Genomic DNA, 20,433 nt, shown 5'->3' with positions numbered 1-20,433 from the left:
GCCGACGAGCCGGACGCGGACGAGGCCGACGACGCGGACGACGCCGACGAGGCCGACGAGCCGGACGCGGACGAGGCCGACGACGCGGACGACGCCGACGAGGCCGACGAGCCGGACGCGGACGAGGCCGACGACGCGGACGACGCCGACGAGGCCGACGAGCCGGACGCGGACGAGGCCGACGCCGACGAGGCCGACGACGCCGACGAGCCGGACGCGGACGAGCCGGACGCCGACGAGCAGTAGCCAGCCGAATTACCCCGACTTCCCGGGGGCCGGGAGACGACCCGGCCCCCGGGTTTTCGCGCGTGAGCGGATGTCCGCAGCCCGGCGCATCGAGCGCCGGCCTGCGGCCGCCGCCGGGGCGCGTCACCACCCCGTCGTGGTTCCGCGGCCCCGGGGAATGTCGAGCGGAGCTCGCCTCACCCCGCGGCCGGCCGCCCGCCACCGGGTCAAGGCCCCCCCATCTCCACCGTTCCGATCGGAAGGTCACACGACCCCGCGACCCACTCGTCGAGGAGCACGTCGTGATGCAGCTCGTATCGGCCGGAGGGAGATCTGAATCAGGCGGTTAAGTGACTAACGTGTCTTTAGTTTAGTAGCGGATACGGAACTAAAGACACCGTTGACTGGACACATAAGATACTTAAGGCGTATCGTCTCTCCGCATGAGCGATGGAGAGCGCGGCGAAGACGCTTCGAGTACCTGCCAGTACCCCGGCGGGGACTACCCGAGCGAGTGCAGCCGCCCGACCGCGCCGGACCCGGACACCGGACGCCCCACGAAGTACTGCTACGCGAAAGACGGCTCGGGCCCGCTTCACTCCAAGGGCAACGCGTGGAAGGAACGCAACCGGCGGCAGAAGGCGGGAGTCCTCGTCGGCACAACGGCCACCGGCCGGGAGCAGGCTGCACTCGACACCGTCGATCCGCACGACTCCACCGCGCCGCAGACGCGGGCTCACATCGGAGTCGACATGAAGCTGTCGGATCTTCCGCGGCGGATGCAGGAGTTTATGGACTACCTGCGGGATCTGGTCGCCGATGCCGCGACAGCCGGTGACGTCGAGGCCGCGTCGGCAGAAGTCGAAGAGGTCCGCCAGGACGCCAACGCGAAGGTGGCCGAGGCGCAACGGGAGCTGACCGGCGAGCAACGCCGCCGGCGGCAGGCCGAGGCACGCGCCGAACAGGAGGCCACCGCGCGGGCTGAGGCCGATGCCGCGGCTGCCGATGCCGTTGCCGAAGCCGAGCGCATCCAAGTCGATGCGGCCGCGGAAATCGAGGCCGCGAAAGCGGCGGCAACCTCCGAAGTCGAAGCCGCGAAGGCGGCCGCAGCCGCCGAAGTCGAAAGTGCGCGTGCGGACGCTGCAGCCAAGGTTGAGAACGCCAACCGCGCCGCCGAGGCTGCCGCCGCCAGCGAGACCGCCGCGAAGAGCGAGGCCGAGCGCATCCGGGTCGAATCGGCTGCCGAAGTAGAACGGATTCGCCGAGAGGCCGAGGCCAGCGTTGAAAGCGTCCGCACGGACGCCGCGCAGGCAGTGGCCGCCGCGAAGCGGGATGCGGACGCGGAGATGACCCGCGTTCGTGCGGAGGCGGAGGCCCAGGTCCGGGCCGCGAACCAGGACGCATCGGAAGCGCGCACCGCCCAGACTCGTGCCGAAACCGAGCTGGAAAGCGTCAAACGAGCGGCCGCCGAAGACCGGACGACCGTCGAGAACCTCCGCTCCGAACTCCACGACGTCCGCGAACAACACCGCACCGAGGTGACCGAGATCCGGCGAGACGGTCGCGCCGACCGCGAACAACTACGCGCCGACCACGCGGTCCAACTTGCAGACCTGCGGAGCGCGCTCAGCGCTCGCGACGAGGTCATTGAGGGACTTCGGCAGCAGCTCGAAGCGAGGCGCGCAGCCGCCGAGCCAGAACCCGGCTCATCCGCGCCATCCCCCGGCAGTCGTCCGAAGAGGCCGTGAGCCAAACCTGCCCACGATGAATCACGCCGCCGGTGCGCGCGATGCCGCCTGAATCACCGCTGGCCGGAGTCCGCGGACGGCACCGCCGTTCTCTGGCCATCCGACGCTGACGATCCAGGCGTGCCGCGGTCGGCCGTGTTGTCGCGGCGGGGACGAACGGGGGACATGCCGAGCTGACGAAGTTCCCGGGCAGCCCAGCCGCCCGCCGTCGCGTCTTTCCAGGCGGCCGCTCGTGCTTGCCCAGCCGCCGCGGCCGCACGCGTGGCGGCCTCGACCACTTCGTCCAGCGGCCCGGTTAAGTCGGGTGGCGCGGCCTTCCGCACCCGCTTCGCGTCCGTCAGCAGCTCGTCGAGCTGCACCGCGGATTCTGTCGCCTTGTAAAGCCGCGTGATCAGCTGCATCCGCGCAGCCGCCTTCTCCTTTTGCAGCGCAGCGGCTGCGTCAAGCGTGGTGTCAGTCCCCATGCCGCTCCACCGTACGTGCATCCGCGGCAACAGGCCCGGGACCCGAGAGTCAGCTACGGGGGCGACCAGTGCGCCACCGGCAAGTCAACTCGGCGGAATTCCGTTCCGGTGTGTGCCTGTGATTGCCCGGCGCATCGAGCGCCAGGCAATCACCCTCGCAGGGCGGCGCACCTTGGCTGCCACGGCCGAACGCGGCCGGCGCGGTGCGAAGGCAGTGCGCCGGGCGCCGTCTTGTTGACGACGGTCCCGGGTGGCCTGCGGTTGCCCGGCGCATCGAGCGCCGCCCAACCGCCCTCGCAGGGGCGCCCTCGCGCCGTCAGCGCTCCGCTCAGGAGCAAGATAGGGTTTTCCATAGGAAAACCGGACATGGGCGGCGGCGGTTGTGGCAAAATAGACACCACGTCCCTGGGGAGGTCCGGCATGACGACAACGCGACGCAGAGAGCGCCTGGACGGCGAACGCCGCACCGAACGCACCGGACCAATCGACTGGGCCCCGTCCGAACTGGTCATGATCCAAGAGGCCGCGGACGCGCGAGGCCAGTCCCTTGTCACATTCATCGCGAAGTCCGCATTGGCCGTCGCCACCGGCCGCTACCGCGTCACCTCGGGTGCCGACGGGCACGGCTTGAACGGCGAGCAGGTCGCGTTGCTCCGCCAAGTCGTCGAACAGCAGATGCAGTTGCGGCGCCTGCTGGCCAACGCCGCCGGGTCACTCAACCAGCTCGCAGCCGGCGCGAACTCCGGCAACCCGCCGACCGCCGCGGCGAACGACGCCGCCCGCCAGTACTTGCTGACCCAGCTCGCCGAACACGACCGGGTTACCGCCCGGCTGCTCGACCTGGTCGACCCGGAGTAGGGAGCGCGCGGTGATCGTGAAGGAAGCCCCGCGCGGCTCGCACACCGCCGGCCTGCTGGCCTACCTCTACGGGCCAGGCAAGGGACCGGAGCGCGGCGGCACCGTGCACGTCAACCCGCGCACCATCGCCAGCTGGGACGGCCTACCCGAACTACACGTGCCTCAGCAGCGCGCCGACGGCGGCCAGTCCATCCGCGCGATAGCGCGCACGCTTGACGTCCCCGCCCGGCTCGCCGGACGGTCGAAGACCGGCCGGACCGGGCACCTCATCGTCGCCAACAGCCACGACGACCCGGTGCTCACCGATGGGCAATGGAGCGAAATCGCTGAGACCACGATGCGCCGGGCCGGACTCTGGAAAGGCCCGGACGACGAGGCCGGCGTCCGCTGGATCGCCGTCCGACACGACGACAACAGCATCCACATCACGTTCTCGCGCATCCGCGAAGACGGAAGCGATGTCGGCTACATCAACTACACCCGGGCCTGGGAAAGTATGCGGCACGAGTACGAAGCCCGCTTCACGCTGACCCCGACCGGGCACGCTGACGGCACCAGCCGCAGGCCTTACCACCAGGCCGAAGCGAGCCGGGCGAAGGTCGAACAGCACAAGGCCGGCGGAGACCCGCACGCCCTTCCCGACACCGCGCAGCTGCGGCACTGGTGCACCGTCGTGGCACTGGAAGCAGGCAGCGAAGACGTCTTCGCCGATCGGCTCCGCGCGGCTGGCATCACCGTCGCCGAGCAGCGCGACCAGGCGGGCGAGATCGTCGACTACCGCGTCGGTGTCCGCGCGGACAGCGCTGGGCAGCCGATCCTCTACAACCTCGGCAAGCTCGCTCCGGAGCTGCGCCTGCCCGAACTGCGCGCCGCATGGGCGAACCCAGCGGACCACTCCCCCGAGTCGATCTCGGCCGCGGTGTCGGCGCTCGAACGAGCTGCAGCGACCGGGCCGGACGATCCGACCGACGCCGAACTCGCGCTCATCGGCAAGGCTGTTCGCGAAGTCCTCCACGCTGCCGCGGCCTATACCGAGCTCGGCGAACTCCGCGCGGCCGCCGAAGCGGCCGAGCGCGCCAGCCGCCTCGCCGCGGAGATGCCCGTCATGCCGGCGCTCGGGCGCGGCCCGGCCACCGAGATGGCTCGCGATCTCCGGGTGGCCACGGGTGCGCTGCTGAGGTCGCACCGCGGCGACGAGCGCGACGACGATACCGCCGCTCGCGTCGTGATCGCGGTAGCGTCGGTTCTAGTGCAGGTGGAGGCCTGGCACGAACTCGCCGACCGGCGCGCAGCCGCGCACGCCGCCGTCACCGCTCGCGAGCGTGTCCTGGAAGCCCGCCGAGCGCTCACCAGCCACCGACCGGCTGAACCGCAGCCGGTCAGGCGCCAGCCCGCGAGGGCCGGAGCCGACCACAGCGCCGCCAGGGCGACGATCTCCCGGCCACCGACCGCGCCGCCGGAGGTCCCCCGCCGCCGCTGAACCGCACCAGGGGGCACCACCATGACCAGAACGGAAGAACTGCCCGACCTCATCCCCGGCGGCCACGTCACCCAGGTCGCCACCGCCACGACGACCCTTGCGCAGCTCTACGGCCTCCGCCGGGACGCGATCGAACGCCAGCACCTCGAGGAGATGCGTGATCTGCAGCGTCAGCAGGAACGACGGGAAGCGCTGCAGCGGCAGGAAGAACGCGACCAGCAACGCCAGGTAGAGCGGCAGGCCGACAAGGCTGAACGCCGCCAGGACCAAGCCGACCGCGACCAGGTCCTGCAGCAACGGCGGGAAGCCGATAAGGCTGAACGCCGCCAGGACCAGGCCGATCGTGATCGGAAGATCGAGGAGCGGCGGGCGGCCGACAAGCAGGAGCGGCGCCAGGAGGCGGCCGTACGCGACGCCAAGATAGATGAGCGCAATCGGCAGCGCGAGGCCGAGATGGCCGCCCGAGAGCAAGAGCGACGCCGCAACCGCATCGGCCAGCTCGAAGGCCGTGCCGAGCGCGCCAAGCTCGACGTTGGCGAGGCGATCGGCGAGCTCCGCGAGGCCGAGCGGCGACTGGAGTGGTTGAAGAAGGAGGCCGTGCTCAAGCACGACGAGTTCGCCGAGGCGCTCGACAACAAAGCCCCGAAGTGGCAGCTCCAGAGGGCCGACGACAACGCCCGGCGAGCGGACGAGGAAGTCCGGCGCGGTGGCGCACACGTCCGGAAGGCCGAGGGGCGCGTCAAGCGGGCCGAGGCCGCGTACCGCCGCGAACTCGATGCCCTGACCGAGGCTCAGCGCGACTACAACAGCCACACCGAGGCCGGGCAGCAGACGACCGAGCAGGAACAGGCGGCAACGAACGACCCCGCAGCCGCCGGGCAGCAGACGACCGAGCAGGAACCGGCGGCGGGTAAAACACAGGCCGAGCAGGAACAGGCGGCGACGAACGACCCCGCAGCCGAGCAGTCACCGACCGAGCAGCCACCGACCGAGCAGACCCCGGAGCCAACTCCGGGTGACTCTCTCGTCATCGCGGACACCGAAGGTGCCGAAGCCCTGGAAGCCGCCCGGCACGTAGTGACCCCTGCAGAAGGCCACGCAGCCGCGAAGGGCACTAGTTCGACCACAGCCGCTGCTCCCCCGGCGGCCGTCCAGGAGCAGACGCCCAGGAAGACGCGATGACCTCCGCCGACATCCCCGAGCCTGACCTCGACGCCTCCGCCGTCGCCGCTCGGGTTTTCACTCCCGCCGACGCCGACGCCGACGCCGACGCCGACGCGTCCTCAGTGGACGTCGCGCGACTTGCTCAGCTGGAGAACACCGTCGAGCTCATCACGAAACGTCTGCGGAGGGTTGAAGCAGACCTGGCTGCACTGAAGACAGCGAGCAACACGTGATTCAGCGTGGATCATGTCTTCCCGTCGATTCAGCCTGGATCACGCCTTCTCCCACCATCTCGGCCACCGGGGTTCTATGCGCAGCCCCGCCGCTTCCTGATGCGAACACGGACTGGCCGGCGCCCTCGGCGTTGCGATCTTCGCCCAAAACGCGGCAGCGCCCGGCTCCTCAGGCGGGTTCGCGCTCCAGGCAAACCCGCTCCCCCGGGCGGCCGCCGCGTGGGTCAGGACGCGGCCAACGCCGCGGCGGCGGTGCCGAACCTCGACGTGCAGGCCGAGCAGCAGACCGCATCGGTCGACCGAACACAACGACAGCTCGACGTGACCGTAGATGGTGGCACCCCAACGCAACTGGATCAGCCCGACACCGGCCCGGACGTCGGGCGGGACCGCCACGAGCTGCAGCCGCCGCGGCTGGACGCGGTCTTCGGTGACCTGCGCGGAGGCTGACGGGTCGACCAGCGCCCACCGGCCGTGGCCCGGCTGGTTCTCGCAATGCCGGCACACAAGTTCGCGGACGCCGTAGTCCTGATTCGGGGTTTCCTGCACCATCCCGGACTGCAACCGGTGCCCAGCCGGGCACCGGCGGGGCAGGTCCTGCGGGCCGTCCAGCGGCCGGGCCCACGGCCAGAGCGGGACGTCGAGGAACCGCCCAGCCCGCGCGGCGCCCGCCCCGGCACCGTCACGACGACCGGCCGGATCAGCGGAAATCACGGCTGCGTCCGGCGAGAGCGCGCAGATCCAGCGGCGTGATCTGGTCGGCGACCACCGAGGCGGTGCCCTGGGTGACCTGGGCCTGGCCGCGGATCACCAGCGCCGAGCTCGTGGCCAGGACCTGCTTGAACCGGGTCCAGGTGCTGGGGTGGACGATGACGTTGATCATGCCGGTCTCGTCTTCGAGATTGAGGAAGGTGATCCCACCGGCGGTGGCCGGGCGTTGCTTGTGGGTGACCGCGCCGCCGACCTTGATCCGGCTGCGGTCGGCGACGTCGAGCACGCGGGCGGCCGGGACAACGCCGAGCCCGTCGAGGTGCTCGCGGACGAACTCCACGGGGTGGCGGTCCGGAGTGATGCCGGTGGCCCACACGTCGGCGGCAGCGACCTCGAGGGCGGTCATGCCCGGCAGCGCGGGCGCGTCGACGCCGGTGGCGATGCCGGGTAGGTGCCCGGCCCGCGTGCGGGCCGCCGCCCCGGCCGCCCAGAGCGCCTGCCGGCGATCCGGACCCAGCGCGGTGAATGCGCCGGAGGTGGCCAAGGCCTCGGCGAGAGGCTGCCCGAGCTGCACCCGCTCGGTCAGCTCGCCGATGCTGGCGTACGGGCCGTTCGTGTCGCGTTCGGCGACGATTGCCTCGGCGACGTCGGTGCCGACCTGGCGGATCCCGGCCAGCCCGAGCCGCAGCGCCACCCCGCCCGTCGACGCCGGGTCTAACTCGAGCGTGGCGTGGACCAGCGAGGCGTTGATGTCCGGCTCGCGGACGAGCACGCCGTGCCGGCGGGCGTCGGCGACCAGCGACTGCGCGGAGTAGAACCCCATCGGCTGCGCGCGCAGCAGCCCGGCGCAGAACGCCGCCGGGTAGTACCGCTTGAACCACGCCGACGCGTAGACCAGCAGTGCGAAGGACATCGAGTGCGCCTCCGGGAACCCATACCCGGAAAAGGCGTGGATCTGCTCGAAGATCCGCTCGGCGAGCGTCCGGTCGATGCCGTTGGCCGCGCACCCGTCGAAGAAGCGCGCCATCAGCGCCATCATCTTCGCGTCCGAGCGCTTCGCGCCCATCGCCCGGCGCAGCTGGTCGGCCTCGGCCGCGGTGAACGAGGCGACGTCGCGGGCCATCTGCATGACCTGCTCTTGGAACAAGGGCACGCCGAGCGTGCGGTCCAAGCTGTCGGCCAGCAGCGGGTGGGCGTGGCTCCAGGTCTCCTCAGCGCGTCGGCGGCGGATGTAGGGGTGCACTGATCCACCCTGGATCGGTCCGGGGCGGATCAGCGCGACCTGGACGACCAGGTCGTAGAACTTCCGTGGCCGCAGCCGGGGCAGCGTGCCGAGCTGGGCGCGGGACTCGACCTGGAACACCCCGATCGCGTCGGCCTCGCACAGCATGTCGTAGACCGCCTTGTCGGCCAGGTCCAGCTCGCCGAGGTCGACCTCGCGGCCGTGGTGCTGGGCGACGAGGTCGATGCTGTAGCGCAGCGCCGAGAGCATCCCGAGCCCGAGCAGGTCAAACTTGACCAAGCCGATTTCGCTGCAGTCATCCTTGTCCCACTGCAGGACGGTGCGATCCTTCTTGGTTGCCCATTCGACAGGGACGATCTCCGAGACCGGGGTGTGGGCGATGACCATCCCGCCGGAGTGCACCCCGAGGTGGCGCGGGGAGTCCTCCAGCCGCGCGGCCAGCTCGCGGACGTCGTCGGGGATGCCGTGCCCGCGCTCGTCCGGTTTGTCGGCGTCGGCGACGCGGTGCCACCGGTCGATGGCCTTGGCGAAGGCGTCCTGCTGGCCGGGGCTGTGCCCGAGCGCCTTCGCCGCGTCCCGGACCGCGTACTTCGCGCGGTAGGTGATGACGTTGGCGACCTGGGCGGCGTGCAGCCGGCCGTGTCGTTCGTAGACGTACTGGATCGCCTCCTCCCGGCGGTCGGATTCGATGTCGACGTCGATGTCCGGCGGCCCGTCCCGTTCCGGCGCCAGGAACCGCTCGAAGAGCAGGCCCCACCTGACCGGGTCGGCGTTGCAGATCTTCAACGCGAAGCAGACCGCGCTGTTGGCCGCCGAACCGCGACCCTGAGCGAGGATCCCGCGGGAGTGGCAGAAGCGGACGATGTCCCACACCACCAGGAAGTAGCCGGGGAAGTCGAGCTCGGCGATGACCTTCAGCTCGTGCTCAAGCTGGGCGTAGGCCTCCGGCGCGTCGGCCCGGGTCCCGTAGCGGGCGGCCGCGCCCTCCATGACGAGGTGACGCAAGTAGGCGGCCTCGTCGGCGTGGCCGGACGGTACAGGGAACGGCGGCAGCTGCGGCGCGACGAGGGCCAGGTCGAACGAGCACTCGACCCCGAGCGCGGCGGCGCGGCCGACCGCGCCGGGGTAGCGGCGCTCGAACGCGCGCAGCTGTTCTTGCCCGGAGCGCAGGTACGCGGTCCCGGCCGCAGGCAGCCAGCCCTCCAGCTCCTCGACCGACCGGCGCGCGCGGATCGCGGCGACGGCATCGGCGTGCCACGCGTCGTCCGGCCTCGCGTAGTGCACGTTGTTCGAGACCACCGTCGGCAGCGTCAACTCGCGGGCCATGGCGGCCAGGTGGTCGTTGTGGGTGCTGTCGAGCGGCTGACGGTGGTCGATCAGCTCCACCGCGACGTTGCGGTGCCCGAACCGGTCGACCAGCAGCGCAAGTTCCGCGGCGGCCGCGGCCGGGCCGCGCTGGATGAGGGCCTGGCGGACGGCGCCCTTGCGGCAGCCGGTCAGCACCTGCACGTGCCCGGCCAGCTCGTCGACGACCTCGGCGACGTCGTAGACCGGGCGGCCCTTCTCCTTGCCGGCGAGCTGGGCGTGGGAAATCACCCGGCACAACCGCCGGTAACCCTCGATGTCGCGCGCCAAGACCAGCAGGTGCGTGCCCTCCGGGTCCGGGATGCCGGCCTGCGGCGCGGACAACCCGAGGCTCAGCTCCGCGCCGTACCCGGCGCGGATCCCGAGCTCGCGCGCGGCGACGCTGAAGCGGACGGCGCCGTACATGCCGTCGTGGTCGGTCAGCATGACTGCATCCAGCCCGAGCCGGGCGGCCTCCTCGACCAGAGCTTCGGGCGAGGACACACCGTCGAGGAAGCTGAAGTACGAGTGCGTGTGCAGCTCGGCGTAGGGGCGCCGGAGCCCGCCCGCGCCGTCGTCGCTGCTGCGCCGTACCGGCACGTCCGCTGGTGCGCGGTAGCCGTCGCGCTTGCGGCTCCAGGCCGGGGAGTCGCCACCGTCGCCCGGCACTGGGGGGCGGCCGGACGCGATGCGCTCGATCTCGCGCCAACTGCGTCCCGCGCCGCCGTTGAACCTGGACACCACACGACTCCCACACGCCACGAGCACCGCGGGGAAGGCGGTAGCCACACCATCACAACCTGCTCGAACACTTGTTCCAGAGGTGTCGTCATCATGCGGCGGACCAGCAGCTACAGTCAAATCGAGCCGTGCAGGTGCGGCCAAACGGGTCACTGCCGGAACGGCACCAGGGAGGTCGTCACGATGTCGAGCACCACCGAATCCGCCGACGACCCAGTCGTCGCGGCCGCGCAGCGAATCATGGACGCGGCCGAGGCCGAGGGCATCCCGCGCAACGAGGTCCTCACCGTCGTCAAGGCGGTGTACACCGTCCGGACCGGCGGCGTGACGAGCGTGGAGTTGGTCGACAAGCCGGCGTTCCGGCGTCGGCGCTTGGCCCACGTCGTCGGCACTGAGCTGTACAACCCCACCCTCAAGCCCGAGGAGATCTACCGCGCGGTGGTCGGTGAGTTGCCGTCGCGGCGAACCTCAGCGAGTTGACGCTCCGGCGAAACGAGTGCCGCCAGGCAGGCCACCGAGGGCTGACGTGCTCGAGCATCGATACCGCCTGCATCGGCGTCGGGCGGCGTTGCGCCCATGCTGAGCATTTAGTCCATAAAGCAGATTATGTACTGAATGCGGAAGTTGGGGCGCCCCGGTCCTCGCCTTCGGCTACCATCGCGCACGCCCCTACAGAATGGTTCAGACGATGAAATCCGGTTAACGCTTACGTCGCGGCCGCGCTGGGGTTGGGCACCCTCGCCGCCATAGTGCGACTCGCCACGATGGCCCAAGCGCTGTGGTTCCTCCGCTGGTTGATCAAGACCGGCGCGGAGAACGAACGTGTTCTACGGCTCGCCCTTCCGATCCTGAAGGCCCTGCCCGGCCTGCTTCGCGAAGACAGGCGCTGGGCTGCCTCCCTCCGCCAGCTGCTCCCCCGGCCTCCGACGGCCGGCGACGAGGACAGCGCGGACGGGGGTGATGCGCCCCGCTGATCTTCGCCCGGCGCGGCGCCGTATCGAGCCCGCGTCGGGCTCACCCCTCCGAGCGCCCACATCCTGGGAGGACTGGCCTGTTTACGGCGTATGATCGAGCCTTGACGCAGAGCCGCCCCCCGGCGGCAACCAGGGGGCGAACTCGTTCTGCGGTGCTGCGTTAGTGCCGGGTCCAGTTCTCGAAAATCTTGCCCAGCACGATCAGCAGCTTGAGGGCGAGACCGGCCCAGCGGGTCGGTCCGTCCTCGTTACCGCGGCTGCCCTTACTCATCTGGGCTCCTTTCGGCAGAGCTCCCAGGGGGGAAGCGACCCTCGAAGCCGGCTGGCTCCTGGGCGTACTCGCCTCGCGGTGAGCGCCATTACATAAGGGTACGAACCGACGCCATCTTTCTCTTCAGGTGAGACGCTTCAGGCCATTTTTCTCGGTATGTGAGACGCCTTACCTTGCGCACATCCCTCGCTACCCCGCTTCACCTGCGGTTTCTGCTTTCCGGCGCCTATGGCGCCTCACCAGTGCAGTCCCCGGTCCAGCACCAACCGCTGTGGGTGCCCTTCCTGCACCACGCGTTCGTGAGCGGAACGAGCCGCCCCGTGGTTGACGACCACGCGGACAAGCTGCACCGACTGCGCAACCGGGTCGCGCACCACGAGCCGCTGACCAGTGTGGACTTGAAAGACCGGTGCAGCCGCGTGCTCGCGCTGGCCGGCCTGCTCGACCCGTCGTTGGAGGCCTACATCGCCGCCAACAGCTCGTGCCCTCAGCTCTTGGCGGCACGTCCCTGCTAACGCGCCGTCCGGCACGCTGGTCCTCGCTCGCCACGTCCCGGAAGGTGCCGTGCGCGGGCCGCTTCTCGTCGAGTGTGGATACCCGCAGGTCAGCGAGCCGTCAAAAGATCTTGAAACTTCTTTGCACGCTCGGCGCCCCGGCGACTCTCTATGAGGTTGTACAGGCGGATGAGAATCCACCACCACCCACGAGATCCCCGGGAGGGGGGACGTCGCGATGTCGAATCTCGACTTCGAAGCGTTCTTCGCTGACGACCACCCCCGACTAGTGGGGTTTCTGATCAGGCTCGGCTACCCACTTGCTATAGCCGAGGAATCTGCGGCGGAGACGATGTTCAAGGCGCACAAGAAGTGGGCCGTGATCGAACATCCGAAGGCATGGGTACGCAAGGTCGCGTCCCGGGAGGCGATGAACCAGTCGATCCGGGAGACCGAGGACCGCCGGCGGTCGGCCGAGAGCTCATGGCTCCTGCACGAGACCGGCGACGACTCGACCGGATCGGTCGACGCCCAATTGCTGCGCGATCAGCTGTTGCAGTCGCTGCCGGGGGACCGCCAACGCGAAATCATGGCGTGGACCTTCGACGGATTCGAACCTACCGAGATCGCGAACGCACTGGGGATCGAACCGGAGTCGGCGAGGTCCTCTCTGCGCTATGCGCGTGCCAAGATCAAAAAGCGGTGGGACCAGCTGAACCAGCACACTGAAGGAGGTGCCTGAGATGGACCGCAACGAGGAGGCCTTCGACGCCTGGCTCACCGGCCAGCGCGAGGAATTCGATGCTGCCGTGCGTCAGCGCGTGGACAGCGCCGCGGTTCTTCGGGCCATCAAGCATCGGTCCGCGCGGGAAGCACGCCGCGAGATCGACGAACGGGTCGCCGTAGCCGCCACGACCGGCGCGCTGCCGGACTCGGGCCCGGAATGGCCCAGCGGCCGCTGGGAACACGTCGATGCCGACTTCGCGCAGCTGGCCGAGAAGGCCAGCCTGCAGACCTACTCGGAAGTCCTGGCCGCGTGGCACCACAAGACCACGGTCGAGACGGTGTGCAAGCTGCGCCGCGTGCAGTCGGCCGTGCCGGAGCCCGATTGGCAGGACTACGGGTTCAACGACTGCGAGCTGTTCACGGCGTTGTCCCGGGGTCAGCGCGGGGCATTGGTGCGGATCATTTCCCTGGTCCGCCCGTTGGCCTACCGCTACACCCGCGCCCGGCTCAGCGTGCTCGGTGTGTCGCTGGAAATCACCGACGAGCTGGCTCAGCGAGCATTGGAGGGCCTGGTCTCGAAGCTACCCACCTACCGATATCGCGATGGGCAACCGTTTCTGCGGTTCGTCTATCTCGTGCTCAAGGTGGAGGTCGGCGAGGCCAGCCGCACGCATCAACGGCTACCCCAGCCGGAGCTGAATCCGACGGCCGAGGACGCAGAACCTGTCGCTGCTCAACTTGCGACGATGCTGGGCACCCTGCCGGTACAGCAGCGGGAAGTTCTGGTCTTGCTCATCGTCGTGGGGCTATCGGCGAAGGAAACCGCGACCGCGCTGGACATGACTCCGGGGGCAGTACGGCTTGCTCAGCAACGCGCGCTTGCGCACCTGCGCAAGAAGATCCTGAAATCCGAGATGCCACGGATCGAATAGCCCGTTGGCAGGGTCTCGGACCGGGCACGGTTGGATCCGGCGATCGGCCGGGCGTGTCCGGGCCGGCTGCACCTCGGTGGTGTTGCCGGCTTCAGGCCCGCGGGCCGGAGGTGATCTCCTTCCCCTTACCGGTGACCTTGCGGTGCACCGCCTTACCCGCCTTGGTCAGCCCATAGGCGCCGCCACCGCCGAGGCCGACCCACGGGCCCGCCACCCAAATGATCACCCCGATCGTCGCCAACGCGACGATGATCCAGATGGTGATCCTGGCGAACTGGCTCCAGCTCGCACTGTCGTTACTGCCGGCCCCGAGATCGACGAGCCGGAAGGCGAGACGCCACCCAGCGTGATCGTGCGGAGCGGCACCGGTCGGAAGCGGGGGCGGGTCGCCGCCGTTCCCTCCACTCAAGGGTTGCTCTTCGCTCATGCCGTTGAGAGGGCGTAGCAGGCTGCAACGTGCAATCGGGTGAACACCCACTGCGCACAGCAACATCGATCTGCCGGTACGTAACCAAGTGGAGGCAGGCAACGCACGGTGACTGTAGGCGTGCCCATGCTGCCCCCACCGGGTCGTGCTCGCTCAAAAGAAGCAGGTAAGGGTTAGGCCGACCGGCCGGTAGATGGCGTCATGCGGCCTGCATCACCGTCGAGCGGTGTTGCTGCACCCTTGCTGACGGGGTCAGTCCATACCCCGCTCGCCGGACGGCGGGCGTGCGACATAAGTGCGACATCGCCCGGCCAGATCCGTGCGACGCTCGAAGGCATGGACGCACCCGAGAACCCGGAGATCGCCGCGATGCGCACGGCGTACGTGGCGCTGACCCGGCTCGACGAGACGCGCCGACGTCGGGCGATGCGTTGGCTGGTGTCGAGGTTCGACGCCGAGCACGCCGCGCGGGCGGCCGCGGCGGTCAGTGCACCGGGAACCCCTCCGGGTCATTGCCTCCGCCGCGTTTGCGGCCCAGGGACTTGAGGAAGGCGTCTTCCCCCGGTGTTGGTGCTCGGGCGATGATGCCGTCCGCCGCGATCTGCAGGCGCATCGAGTAGGCCCGGTTGGCATCCGGCGTGCCGTCAGGGCCGTCGAGCACGTCCAGCACGATCCGACCGGTCGGGCTCTTGGGATCATCGGCGACCCGGACATACCAGCTCGACACCGATCCCGTGATGATGTAGCCGTGCCAGTTGCGATGCCGGATGGTACGCCGTTGCTCTCGCCATCCGCGGAGCTGCTTGAAGATCCACACGAGCACGCCGGCCACGATGGACAAGCCGCTGAGTATCGTGGCGATCCAGGCGCCGTCCTGGAGCAAGCTCGGTTCGGGCACGCTGTTCATGCGCACAATCTGCCAGCCCGCCCGCCGATGCGCTTCTGGACCTCAGCCGAGCCAGGTGCGCGAGGGTCCGGCCTGGTCGGCCCGAACGAAAGCCGGTGATGCAGGCGGTATCGTCACGACGTTTCGAGCGCGATCGGGTCGAATCCGTTCTCCAGGTACACGAACCGACCAGAGTCCACGACGTCGAGGCACGCCGCGACCCGGCGCGCCAGGTGATCGCTGAGCATCATCGCGGCCTCGTCGCGGGTGGCGAATTTTGAGCGCTTCAGCTCGCGGTCGTCCAAACGCAGCGAGGCGATCTGGTCCTCGTCGAGCACGCCGCCGTCGAACACGTGGTTTTCCAACGCGTTGCGGCCGTCCGGTTGCGGCGGCACCCAGTCCACGACCAGCAGCCGGCCGGGCAGCATGTCGAACCCGAGTTCTTCCTTGATCTCGCGACGCGCGGCGCTCCGCGGGGACTCGCCCTCCTCAAGGCCGCCGCCGGGAATCTCCCACGTCTCGGAGCCGTAGTTGGGCTCGACGAGCAGGACACGGCCCTGGGCATCGCGGAAGAGGACGCCGCCGCTGCCAAGTTGCTTGGGCAGCGTGGCGTAGTACTCGGCGGGCGGCAGCCATTCCTGAGTCATGCCCGGCGACGCTACCCATCCCGCCGGGCTTGCCTGTGACCGGCGTCGCTTTAGACGCTGCGCGGTTTCTCGATCAGCTGGTCAGCGGTCACTTCGTAGGCCCTGGCGCACCGCGGGCAGCGGAGATCGCCGTCGAGGGTCTCGGCGCATCGGCAGGCCCAGCCGACGGCGAGAGCCGGGTTGCCCGCAACTTTCATGTGGGCGGGCACGTCGCGCAGGACCACGGCGCCGATGCAGACCAGGGCGTAGCGCCCGATCTCGACTCCGCCTGCGACGCTCGCGTTGACGCCGATAGTCGCGCCGCAGCGCACGATGACCGGCGTCGGGGTCCAGTCGGCGGGGCCTTGGCGCTGGCCGTCCGGGCGGGTCGCCCGGGGTGTGCGGTCTTCGGTGAGTACGGCCTGCGGACTGATCAGGACGCCGTCTTCGATCTGCGCGCCGAACACGTCGGCGTGGTTGCCGATCTTGACGCGGTTCCCGATCCGCGAGCCGGAGCCGACGTAGCAGCTCATGCCGAGCGTGCAGCCGTCGCCGATCTCGACGTCGTCGGCGACCTGCGCGTAGTGCCACACCCGGGTTCCGGCGCCGATCCGCGCCCCGGGCGCGACGTGGGCGCTCGGCTCGACGAGCTGGTGGTTGCCGGTGGCGGTCATGGCGTTCCTTTCGTGGCGGTGGTCAGGTGGTCGATGAAGTCGCCGAGCGTCGCGGCGCTGGCCAGCACCAGGTCCGGCACAGCCCGCCCAGTGGTCTGCTCCAAGGCGACGGCGAGGTAGAACCGGTCGAGGGAGTCGAAGCCGAGCGCGTCGAGCCGGTGGTCCCGGGTCAGGTCGCCGGCACGGCGACCCCGGACGGCAGCGGCGGCGCCGAGGACCGCGGCGGCGGGATCGACGGTGTGGTCGGGCATGAGTGGACCTCCAGGCGTTCGGCGAGGGCGAGCAGGGACGGCAGCACCTCGGCGACCGGAGCGGCGGCCAGCAGCCGGACCGCCGCGTCGCCGAGCGGCCCGTGGGCGGCCAGCAGCGCGGGCAGCGCCGCGGCCAGCAGGGCCGTGAGCTGCCGCCCTCCGGCACGTGCGCCGGGCCCGGCAAGGTGGTCGCCGAGCCCGCGCAGCGTCGCCGGGGTCAGCAGGTCGTTGAGCTGGGGCGCGGGCATCGGGCGGTCGGCGCGGTAGGGATGCACAGCCAGGGAGCCAGGTTCGGTGATCTCGTCGGCGACGAGGTCCGCCAGCAGCGGGGCAAGCAGCACGCCGCACCGGTAGGTCGCGGTGGCCAGCAGGATCCGCGGGTCGCCGGTTGGCCCGACCAGCGGCAGGTGGTCGAGGGTGTAGGGCCGGTACCCGACCTGCGTACGCAGCAGCTCGGCACCGGCGAGCCGGTGATCGATGATGCAGGCGGAATCGCCGATCAGCACGGCGACCTCGTCCAGCGTCGCCGCGCCGTCGAGTTTTGGGGTGAGGGTGAGCCGGTTGGTCGCGCCGAGGTAGACCGTCCCGTCGGCACGGGGCACGAGGTGGGTGCCACACGCGAACGCCGCGTTCGGGGTGCGGACCGTGTGAGGAACGGCGACCGGGGTGCCGAGCAGCATGCTCACGCCCCGCCCGGCGAGCACCGGCGGGACGCCGAGGTCGCGGCCGCGCTCGCCCAGCAGCGCCGGGATCCCGGCGCCCGCGGCGAGCACGGCCCGTTCGCAGGTCACGACCGTGCCGTCCACGCAGGCAAGGCGCATCGCAGTCGGGACGGGCGTGACTCCGATCGCCGGCGATTCGCACCAGTGGGCGTTGCGGTGCCCGGCCACGGCCACGCCGAGCACATCCAGCAGGCGGGCGACGTCCAAGCTGGGTTCGGTCGGCAGCCACAACGCGACCGCCGGGCCGAGTTCCGGCTGCAGGCCGTCGACGTCCGCGCCGTCGTGCAGCTCGGCCGGGTGCGACGCGGCCCGCGCCGCGCGCGCGATGGCGGCGACGTCGTCGCGCGCACCGTCGTCGGCGACGACCCAGGTCCCCGCGATCAGCGGAACCGGTGGGCCGCCGGATGCAGCGGAGAGCCGGTCCAGCCACGCCGGGTACCGCGCGAAGGCCTTGAGCCGGTGGCCAACTTCCAGCTCGACCCGCTCGGTGGGCTGGGTGGCGTCGACCTCGGAGAACAGCGACAGCATCGCGCCGGCCGCCGCGCTGGCCTGCCCGGATGCCCTACCGGGGCGCGGGCCGAGCACGGCGACCGTGAAGCCGCGCGCGAGCAGTTCGTGCGCGGCCGCCAACCCGACCACACCGGTGCCGACGACGGCGACGTCGACCGCGTCCAGGCTGGTCATGCCGCGCTCCGCATCACCTGGTGCGCCGGGGCGTCGGTGTCGAAGCGGGCCTTGGCCTGGCACAGCAACCGCCGGGCCGATGCCGAGACGCCGTCCTGCGGGCCCAGGGCAGTGCGGCCGTGCGCGGCCCGGCGCTGGTCGACGACCAGCAGGTTCCCGCGGCGCAGCAGGACCCGACGCTCGGTGCCATGCAGCAGCGCGGCGAAGCGGTCGAGCACCGGGAGGTGGGTGGCGTTGCGCGGGTCGGTCAGCAGCTTCCCGGCCCAGCGGATCCAGGTGCATCCGGGCGGGCCGTCCTCGAGGACGGGGAACGGCAGCAGCGGCTCGCCGACACCGTGCAGCTGCTCGGCGCGGCCCTCGAAGAACAGCGGGTGACTCAGGACGTCGCGATCGGCGTCGGTGAGCAGTAGCGCGGCCGCGCGCAGGTCGGCCAGCACCGAGTGTCCGCCGCCGGCCGGGTCGGGGCGCAGCATCAGCAGGCTGGTGTAGTCCGGCGGTGCGGTGACGTTCGGTGCGTCGATATGCAGGACCTGCGCGGCGAACCCGCCGAAGCTGGTCGGGATCCGCTCGGGCCCGGATAGCCCGTCCAGCCAGAGCCCGCGGCCGCCGTCGATGGAGAAGAACGGCGCCCCGACCCCGGCGAGCACCCCGGCGGCCGCGCGGCGGAGGCTTTCGTCGGGCAGCTCGGCAGGAAGCGCCGCGATCGCCCAGCCGTCTGCCGCAAGCCGGTCGGCGAGGCTGTGCACCAGAGCGACGCCCGCCGTCCGCAGGCACGTCCGAGCGGCGTCGACGTGCGCAGCGGCCCAGGTGTGGCCGTCCATGCCCAGTTCGATTTCTGCCAGCGCGGTGGCCAGGCTTGGGGCGACGGGGATGCGGTGTCGATGGTGGGTCACGACGATCTCCCTACGGACGGTGCTCGGTCGGAGCGGGGACTTCATGGAACGCGCGGACCGCGTCCGTGCGGCAGGGGATGTGCGCGATCGGCAACGGATTTGCGGAATTGTCAAACGGCACCAGGCCACCTCGGGCTGTTGCTGAGGGTGGTGAATGCGGGACGATCGGTGAGGAGGTTCCGATGGACGCTCTGCACCCGTTCTGGTCGTCACCTGAGGTCGTGGGCGCCGCCGCCGAAGGCCGCTTCGGTGCGGTGGTGCGGGTCGTGCGGGAAGCGCGGCATCTGACGATGGCGCAGGTCGCGACCCTGTGTCACCTGTCGGTGAGCACCCTCTCGCGGATGGAAACCGGGCAGCGCAAGCTGGTCGACGTTCACTACCTGCGGACCCTGGCCGACGTTCTCGCGATCCCGCCGCACCTGTTCGGTCTGGTCCCGGCGGACAGCGGCGCGGCAGAGACGCGCGAGAGTGCCGGGCCGGTTACTGTCGGCGCAACGACTCCCGGCGAACAGGACGGTGACGAGGCGATGCGGCGACGACAACTGCTCGCGGGGCTGGCCGGCTTCACGATCGCCGCCGCGCTGCCCGGCACCGCGCGGGCGGCATCCGGCGAGGAGTCGCTGGAAGCGCTGCTGCTGGCCAAGTCGCAGCTGCCGGCCGCGCCGGTGCCCCTGGTGACGTTGCACCAGGCGCTCGCCCAGGCCCAGGCCGCCTTCGAGCGCTGCGAGTACAGCGAGCTCACCGGCACGCTCCCCCGACTGATCGCCGCCGCCCACGCCAGCCGCGACGCCGCCGTTGGCCAGCTGCAGGACCGGATGTCCGCCGCCTTGGCCCGCGCCTACCTGCTCGGCTCCGAGTTGGCGACCAAGCGGCACCGCGACACCGTCGCCCGCGTCGCCGCCGACCGGTCCCACACGGCCGCAGAGGCCAGCGGCGACCCGCTGACCATCGCGGCCAGCTCCCGCGCGATGGCGATCTCGATGCGCCGCGACGCCCTCGGCGCTCCCGAGCGGATCGACCGGGAAGCCGGGCTGAACGGCGCGATCACCATGCTCACCAAGACGGCGCTCGACCTCGGTGCCGACCACGGCGACCCGCAGATGCCGGTGCTGGCCACCTACGGATCGTTGCTGTGCACCGCGAGCTACTCCGCCGCCCAGAACGGCAACACCGCCCAGGCCATCGCGCTCATCGAGGAAGCCGAACACGCCGCGCGCCGGCTCCCCGGGACCGCGGGCGGGACCGGCAACGCCCAGTTCAGCGAGACGACCGTTGCGGTGTACCGCATTGGCGTGCACACCGCCCTTGGCGACTCCTCCCGGGCGCTGCGCTACTTCGACGCCGTCGACCCAGCCCGGCTGCCGACTGCCGAACGACGCGCACGCGCCTACGTCGACGGCGCCCGAGCGTGGAAAGAACACGGCAACCTCGACCAGGCCAGCAGCGCGCTGACCAAGGCATTCACCTGCGCACCGCAGGAACTCCAACGGCCGTCGGTCCGCGGCCTGATCGCGACCATGCTCGACGCGCCGGGCCGGACACCCTCGGGCCTTCCGGCGCTGGCGACCCACGCCGGGCTCTGACCGCCCGGGACTCAGCCGCCGGACCAGCCTGATCAGCCCGCTCAACGTCGGCCTCGGAGTGCGGATCCATCCGGAACGC

At 70.6% G+C, this 20,433-nt stretch carries 21 protein-coding genes; 11 read left to right on the top strand and 10 right to left on the bottom strand.

Annotated features, from left to right (window positions below; genetic code table 11):
* Both AB0M93_RS44870 and AB0M93_RS44865 read left to right on the top strand, forming a co-directional pair.
* Window positions 1-246 (top strand): hypothetical protein (locus AB0M93_RS44870; protein ID WP_364286295.1); only part of this gene is annotated, 246 nt, incomplete at its 5' end.
* A gap of 422 nt (window positions 247-668) precedes the next feature.
* Window positions 669-1,973 carry a hypothetical protein gene (locus AB0M93_RS44865; protein ID WP_364286293.1) on the top strand — a complete coding sequence of 435 codons (1,305 nt, stop codon included), beginning with the start codon at window positions 669-671 and terminating at the stop codon, window positions 1,971-1,973.
* A gap of 53 nt (window positions 1,974-2,026) precedes the next feature.
* On the opposite strand, the gene AB0M93_RS44860 is transcribed toward AB0M93_RS44865, so the two are convergent.
* Window positions 2,027-2,437 carry a hypothetical protein gene (locus AB0M93_RS44860; RefSeq protein ID WP_364286291.1) on the bottom strand — a complete coding sequence of 137 codons (411 nt, stop codon included), beginning with the start codon at window positions 2,435-2,437 and terminating at the stop codon, window positions 2,027-2,029.
* Between the two features lie 420 nt (window positions 2,438-2,857).
* On the opposite strand from AB0M93_RS44860, the gene AB0M93_RS44855 reads away from it, so the two are divergent.
* From AB0M93_RS44855 to AB0M93_RS44840, 4 genes are read left to right on the top strand one after another with little or no spacing between them, the layout of a single operon-like run.
* Entirely contained in the window at window positions 2,858-3,295 is a 438-nt protein-coding gene (locus AB0M93_RS44855) for a hypothetical protein (protein ID WP_364286289.1), read from the top strand.
* A gap of 10 nt (window positions 3,296-3,305) precedes the next feature.
* Window positions 3,306-4,775 (top strand): hypothetical protein, encoded by a 1,470-nt coding sequence (locus AB0M93_RS44850; RefSeq protein WP_364286287.1) that lies wholly within the window; start codon window positions 3,306-3,308, stop codon window positions 4,773-4,775.
* A 21-nt stretch (window positions 4,776-4,796) separates the two neighbouring features.
* Complete coding sequence (locus tag AB0M93_RS44845) at window positions 4,797-5,957, top strand: hypothetical protein (protein WP_364286286.1); 1,161 nt, start codon at window positions 4,797-4,799, stop codon at window positions 5,955-5,957.
* The gene (locus tag AB0M93_RS44840) at window positions 5,954-6,172 is read left to right on the top strand and encodes a hypothetical protein (RefSeq protein ID WP_364286284.1); all 219 of its coding nucleotides are present in this window, start codon (window positions 5,954-5,956) and stop codon (window positions 6,170-6,172) included. The genes AB0M93_RS44845 and AB0M93_RS44840 overlap by 4 nt, the downstream gene beginning before the upstream one ends.
* Window positions 6,173-6,211: 39 nt before the next feature.
* Here AB0M93_RS44840 and AB0M93_RS44835 read toward each other — a convergent pair whose 3' ends face one another.
* Together AB0M93_RS44835 and AB0M93_RS44830 are read right to left on the bottom strand one after the other, a co-directional pair.
* Window positions 6,212-6,724, bottom strand: a complete 513-nt coding sequence (locus AB0M93_RS44835; protein ID WP_364286282.1) for a hypothetical protein — start codon at window positions 6,722-6,724, stop codon at window positions 6,212-6,214.
* A gap of 148 nt (window positions 6,725-6,872) precedes the next feature.
* Entirely contained in the window at window positions 6,873-10,211 is a 3,339-nt protein-coding gene (locus AB0M93_RS44830) for an error-prone DNA polymerase (RefSeq protein ID WP_364286280.1), read from the bottom strand.
* 183 nt (window positions 10,212-10,394) lie between these two features.
* Between AB0M93_RS44830 and AB0M93_RS44825 the strand changes: the two genes are divergently transcribed.
* The 4 genes from AB0M93_RS44825 (at window position 10,395) to AB0M93_RS44810 (ending at window position 13,608) form a co-directional block, all read left to right on the top strand.
* On the top strand, window positions 10,395-10,691 hold the full coding sequence (locus AB0M93_RS44825; RefSeq protein ID WP_364286278.1) for a hypothetical protein: 297 nt from the start codon (window positions 10,395-10,397) through the stop codon (window positions 10,689-10,691).
* A 1,085-nt stretch (window positions 10,692-11,776) separates the two neighbouring features.
* Entirely contained in the window at window positions 11,777-11,971 is a 195-nt protein-coding gene (locus AB0M93_RS44820) for a hypothetical protein (protein ID WP_364286276.1), read from the top strand.
* 217 nt (window positions 11,972-12,188) lie between these two features.
* The gene (locus tag AB0M93_RS44815; RefSeq protein WP_364286274.1) at window positions 12,189-12,692 is read left to right on the top strand and encodes an RNA polymerase sigma factor; all 504 of its coding nucleotides are present in this window, start codon (window positions 12,189-12,191) and stop codon (window positions 12,690-12,692) included.
* Between the two features lies 1 nt (window position 12,693).
* Window positions 12,694-13,608 carry a sigma-70 family RNA polymerase sigma factor gene (locus AB0M93_RS44810; protein ID WP_364286272.1) on the top strand — a complete coding sequence of 305 codons (915 nt, stop codon included), beginning with the start codon at window positions 12,694-12,696 and terminating at the stop codon, window positions 13,606-13,608.
* 91 nt (window positions 13,609-13,699) lie between these two features.
* Here the strand turns inward: AB0M93_RS44810 and AB0M93_RS44805 are convergent, their stop codons facing one another.
* The 7 genes from AB0M93_RS44805 to AB0M93_RS44775 form a co-directional block, all read right to left on the bottom strand.
* Window positions 13,700-14,035, bottom strand: coding sequence for a hypothetical protein (locus AB0M93_RS44805; RefSeq protein WP_364286270.1), 336 nt, complete (start codon window positions 14,033-14,035; stop codon window positions 13,700-13,702).
* 484 nt (window positions 14,036-14,519) lie between these two features.
* Entirely contained in the window at window positions 14,520-14,942 is a 423-nt protein-coding gene (locus AB0M93_RS44800) for a hypothetical protein (RefSeq protein WP_364286268.1), read from the bottom strand.
* 113 nt (window positions 14,943-15,055) lie between these two features.
* Entirely contained in the window at window positions 15,056-15,568 is a 513-nt protein-coding gene (locus AB0M93_RS44795) for an NUDIX hydrolase (protein ID WP_364286266.1), read from the bottom strand.
* A gap of 50 nt (window positions 15,569-15,618) precedes the next feature.
* Window positions 15,619-16,221: an acyltransferase gene (locus AB0M93_RS44790; RefSeq protein ID WP_364286264.1), complete on the bottom strand. Its 603-nt coding sequence runs from the start codon at window positions 16,219-16,221 to the stop codon at window positions 15,619-15,621.
* Complete coding sequence (locus AB0M93_RS44785; RefSeq protein ID WP_364286262.1) at window positions 16,218-16,472, bottom strand: acyl carrier protein; 255 nt, start codon at window positions 16,470-16,472, stop codon at window positions 16,218-16,220. The genes AB0M93_RS44790 and AB0M93_RS44785 overlap by 4 nt, the downstream gene beginning before the upstream one ends.
* Window positions 16,391-17,878: an FAD-dependent oxidoreductase gene (locus AB0M93_RS44780; protein WP_364286260.1), complete on the bottom strand. Its 1,488-nt coding sequence runs from the start codon at window positions 17,876-17,878 to the stop codon at window positions 16,391-16,393. Before AB0M93_RS44780 ends, AB0M93_RS44785 begins: the two co-directional genes overlap by 82 nt.
* Window positions 17,875-18,771, bottom strand: coding sequence for a TauD/TfdA family dioxygenase (locus tag AB0M93_RS44775; RefSeq protein WP_364286258.1), 897 nt, complete (start codon window positions 18,769-18,771; stop codon window positions 17,875-17,877). The genes AB0M93_RS44780 and AB0M93_RS44775 overlap by 4 nt, the downstream gene beginning before the upstream one ends.
* Window positions 18,772-18,953: 182 nt before the next feature.
* On the opposite strand from AB0M93_RS44775, the gene AB0M93_RS44770 reads away from it, so the two are divergent.
* Window positions 18,954-20,354 (top strand): helix-turn-helix transcriptional regulator, encoded by a 1,401-nt coding sequence (locus tag AB0M93_RS44770; protein ID WP_364286256.1) that lies wholly within the window; start codon window positions 18,954-18,956, stop codon window positions 20,352-20,354.
* Window positions 20,355-20,433: the final 79 nt, after the last annotated feature.

Source organism: Amycolatopsis sp. NPDC051102, from assembly GCF_040682815.1.
In the GTDB taxonomy this organism is placed as follows: Bacteria; Actinomycetota; Actinomycetes; order Mycobacteriales; family Pseudonocardiaceae; genus Amycolatopsis.
This window is presented reverse-complemented; position numbering and strand designations above follow the sequence as displayed.

Excerpts from the sequence above, each read along its gene's own strand:
- AB0M93_RS44800 (WP_364286268.1), bottom strand. The coding sequence starts at position 14,942 with ATGAACAGCGTGCCCGAACCGAGCTTGCTCCAGGACGGCGCCTGGATC.
- AB0M93_RS44860 (WP_364286291.1), bottom strand. The coding sequence starts at position 2,437 with ATGGGGACTGACACCACGCTTGACGCAGCCGCTGCGCTGCAAAAGGAG.
- AB0M93_RS44855 (WP_364286289.1), top strand. The coding sequence starts at position 2,858 with ATGACGACAACGCGACGCAGAGAGCGCCTGGACGGCGAACGCCGCACC.
- AB0M93_RS44825 (WP_364286278.1), top strand. The coding sequence starts at position 10,395 with ATGTCGAGCACCACCGAATCCGCCGACGACCCAGTCGTCGCGGCCGCG.
- AB0M93_RS44810 (WP_364286272.1), top strand. The coding sequence starts at position 12,694 with ATGGACCGCAACGAGGAGGCCTTCGACGCCTGGCTCACCGGCCAGCGC.
- AB0M93_RS44845 (WP_364286286.1), top strand. The coding sequence starts at position 4,797 with ATGACCAGAACGGAAGAACTGCCCGACCTCATCCCCGGCGGCCACGTC.
- AB0M93_RS44795 (WP_364286266.1), bottom strand. The coding sequence starts at position 15,568 with ATGACTCAGGAATGGCTGCCGCCCGCCGAGTACTACGCCACGCTGCCC.
- AB0M93_RS44805 (WP_364286270.1), bottom strand. The coding sequence starts at position 14,035 with ATGAGCGAAGAGCAACCCTTGAGTGGAGGGAACGGCGGCGACCCGCCC.
- AB0M93_RS44835 (WP_364286282.1), bottom strand. The coding sequence starts at position 6,724 with ATGGTGCAGGAAACCCCGAATCAGGACTACGGCGTCCGCGAACTTGTG.
- AB0M93_RS44780 (WP_364286260.1), bottom strand. The coding sequence starts at position 17,878 with ATGACCAGCCTGGACGCGGTCGACGTCGCCGTCGTCGGCACCGGTGTG.
- AB0M93_RS44770 (WP_364286256.1), top strand. The coding sequence starts at position 18,954 with ATGGACGCTCTGCACCCGTTCTGGTCGTCACCTGAGGTCGTGGGCGCC.
- AB0M93_RS44790 (WP_364286264.1), bottom strand. The coding sequence starts at position 16,221 with ATGACCGCCACCGGCAACCACCAGCTCGTCGAGCCGAGCGCCCACGTC.
- AB0M93_RS44785 (WP_364286262.1), bottom strand. The coding sequence starts at position 16,472 with ATGCCCGACCACACCGTCGATCCCGCCGCCGCGGTCCTCGGCGCCGCC.
- AB0M93_RS44815 (WP_364286274.1), top strand. The coding sequence starts at position 12,189 with ATGTCGAATCTCGACTTCGAAGCGTTCTTCGCTGACGACCACCCCCGA.
- AB0M93_RS44840 (WP_364286284.1), top strand. The coding sequence starts at position 5,954 with ATGACCTCCGCCGACATCCCCGAGCCTGACCTCGACGCCTCCGCCGTC.
- AB0M93_RS44865 (WP_364286293.1), top strand. The coding sequence starts at position 669 with ATGAGCGATGGAGAGCGCGGCGAAGACGCTTCGAGTACCTGCCAGTAC.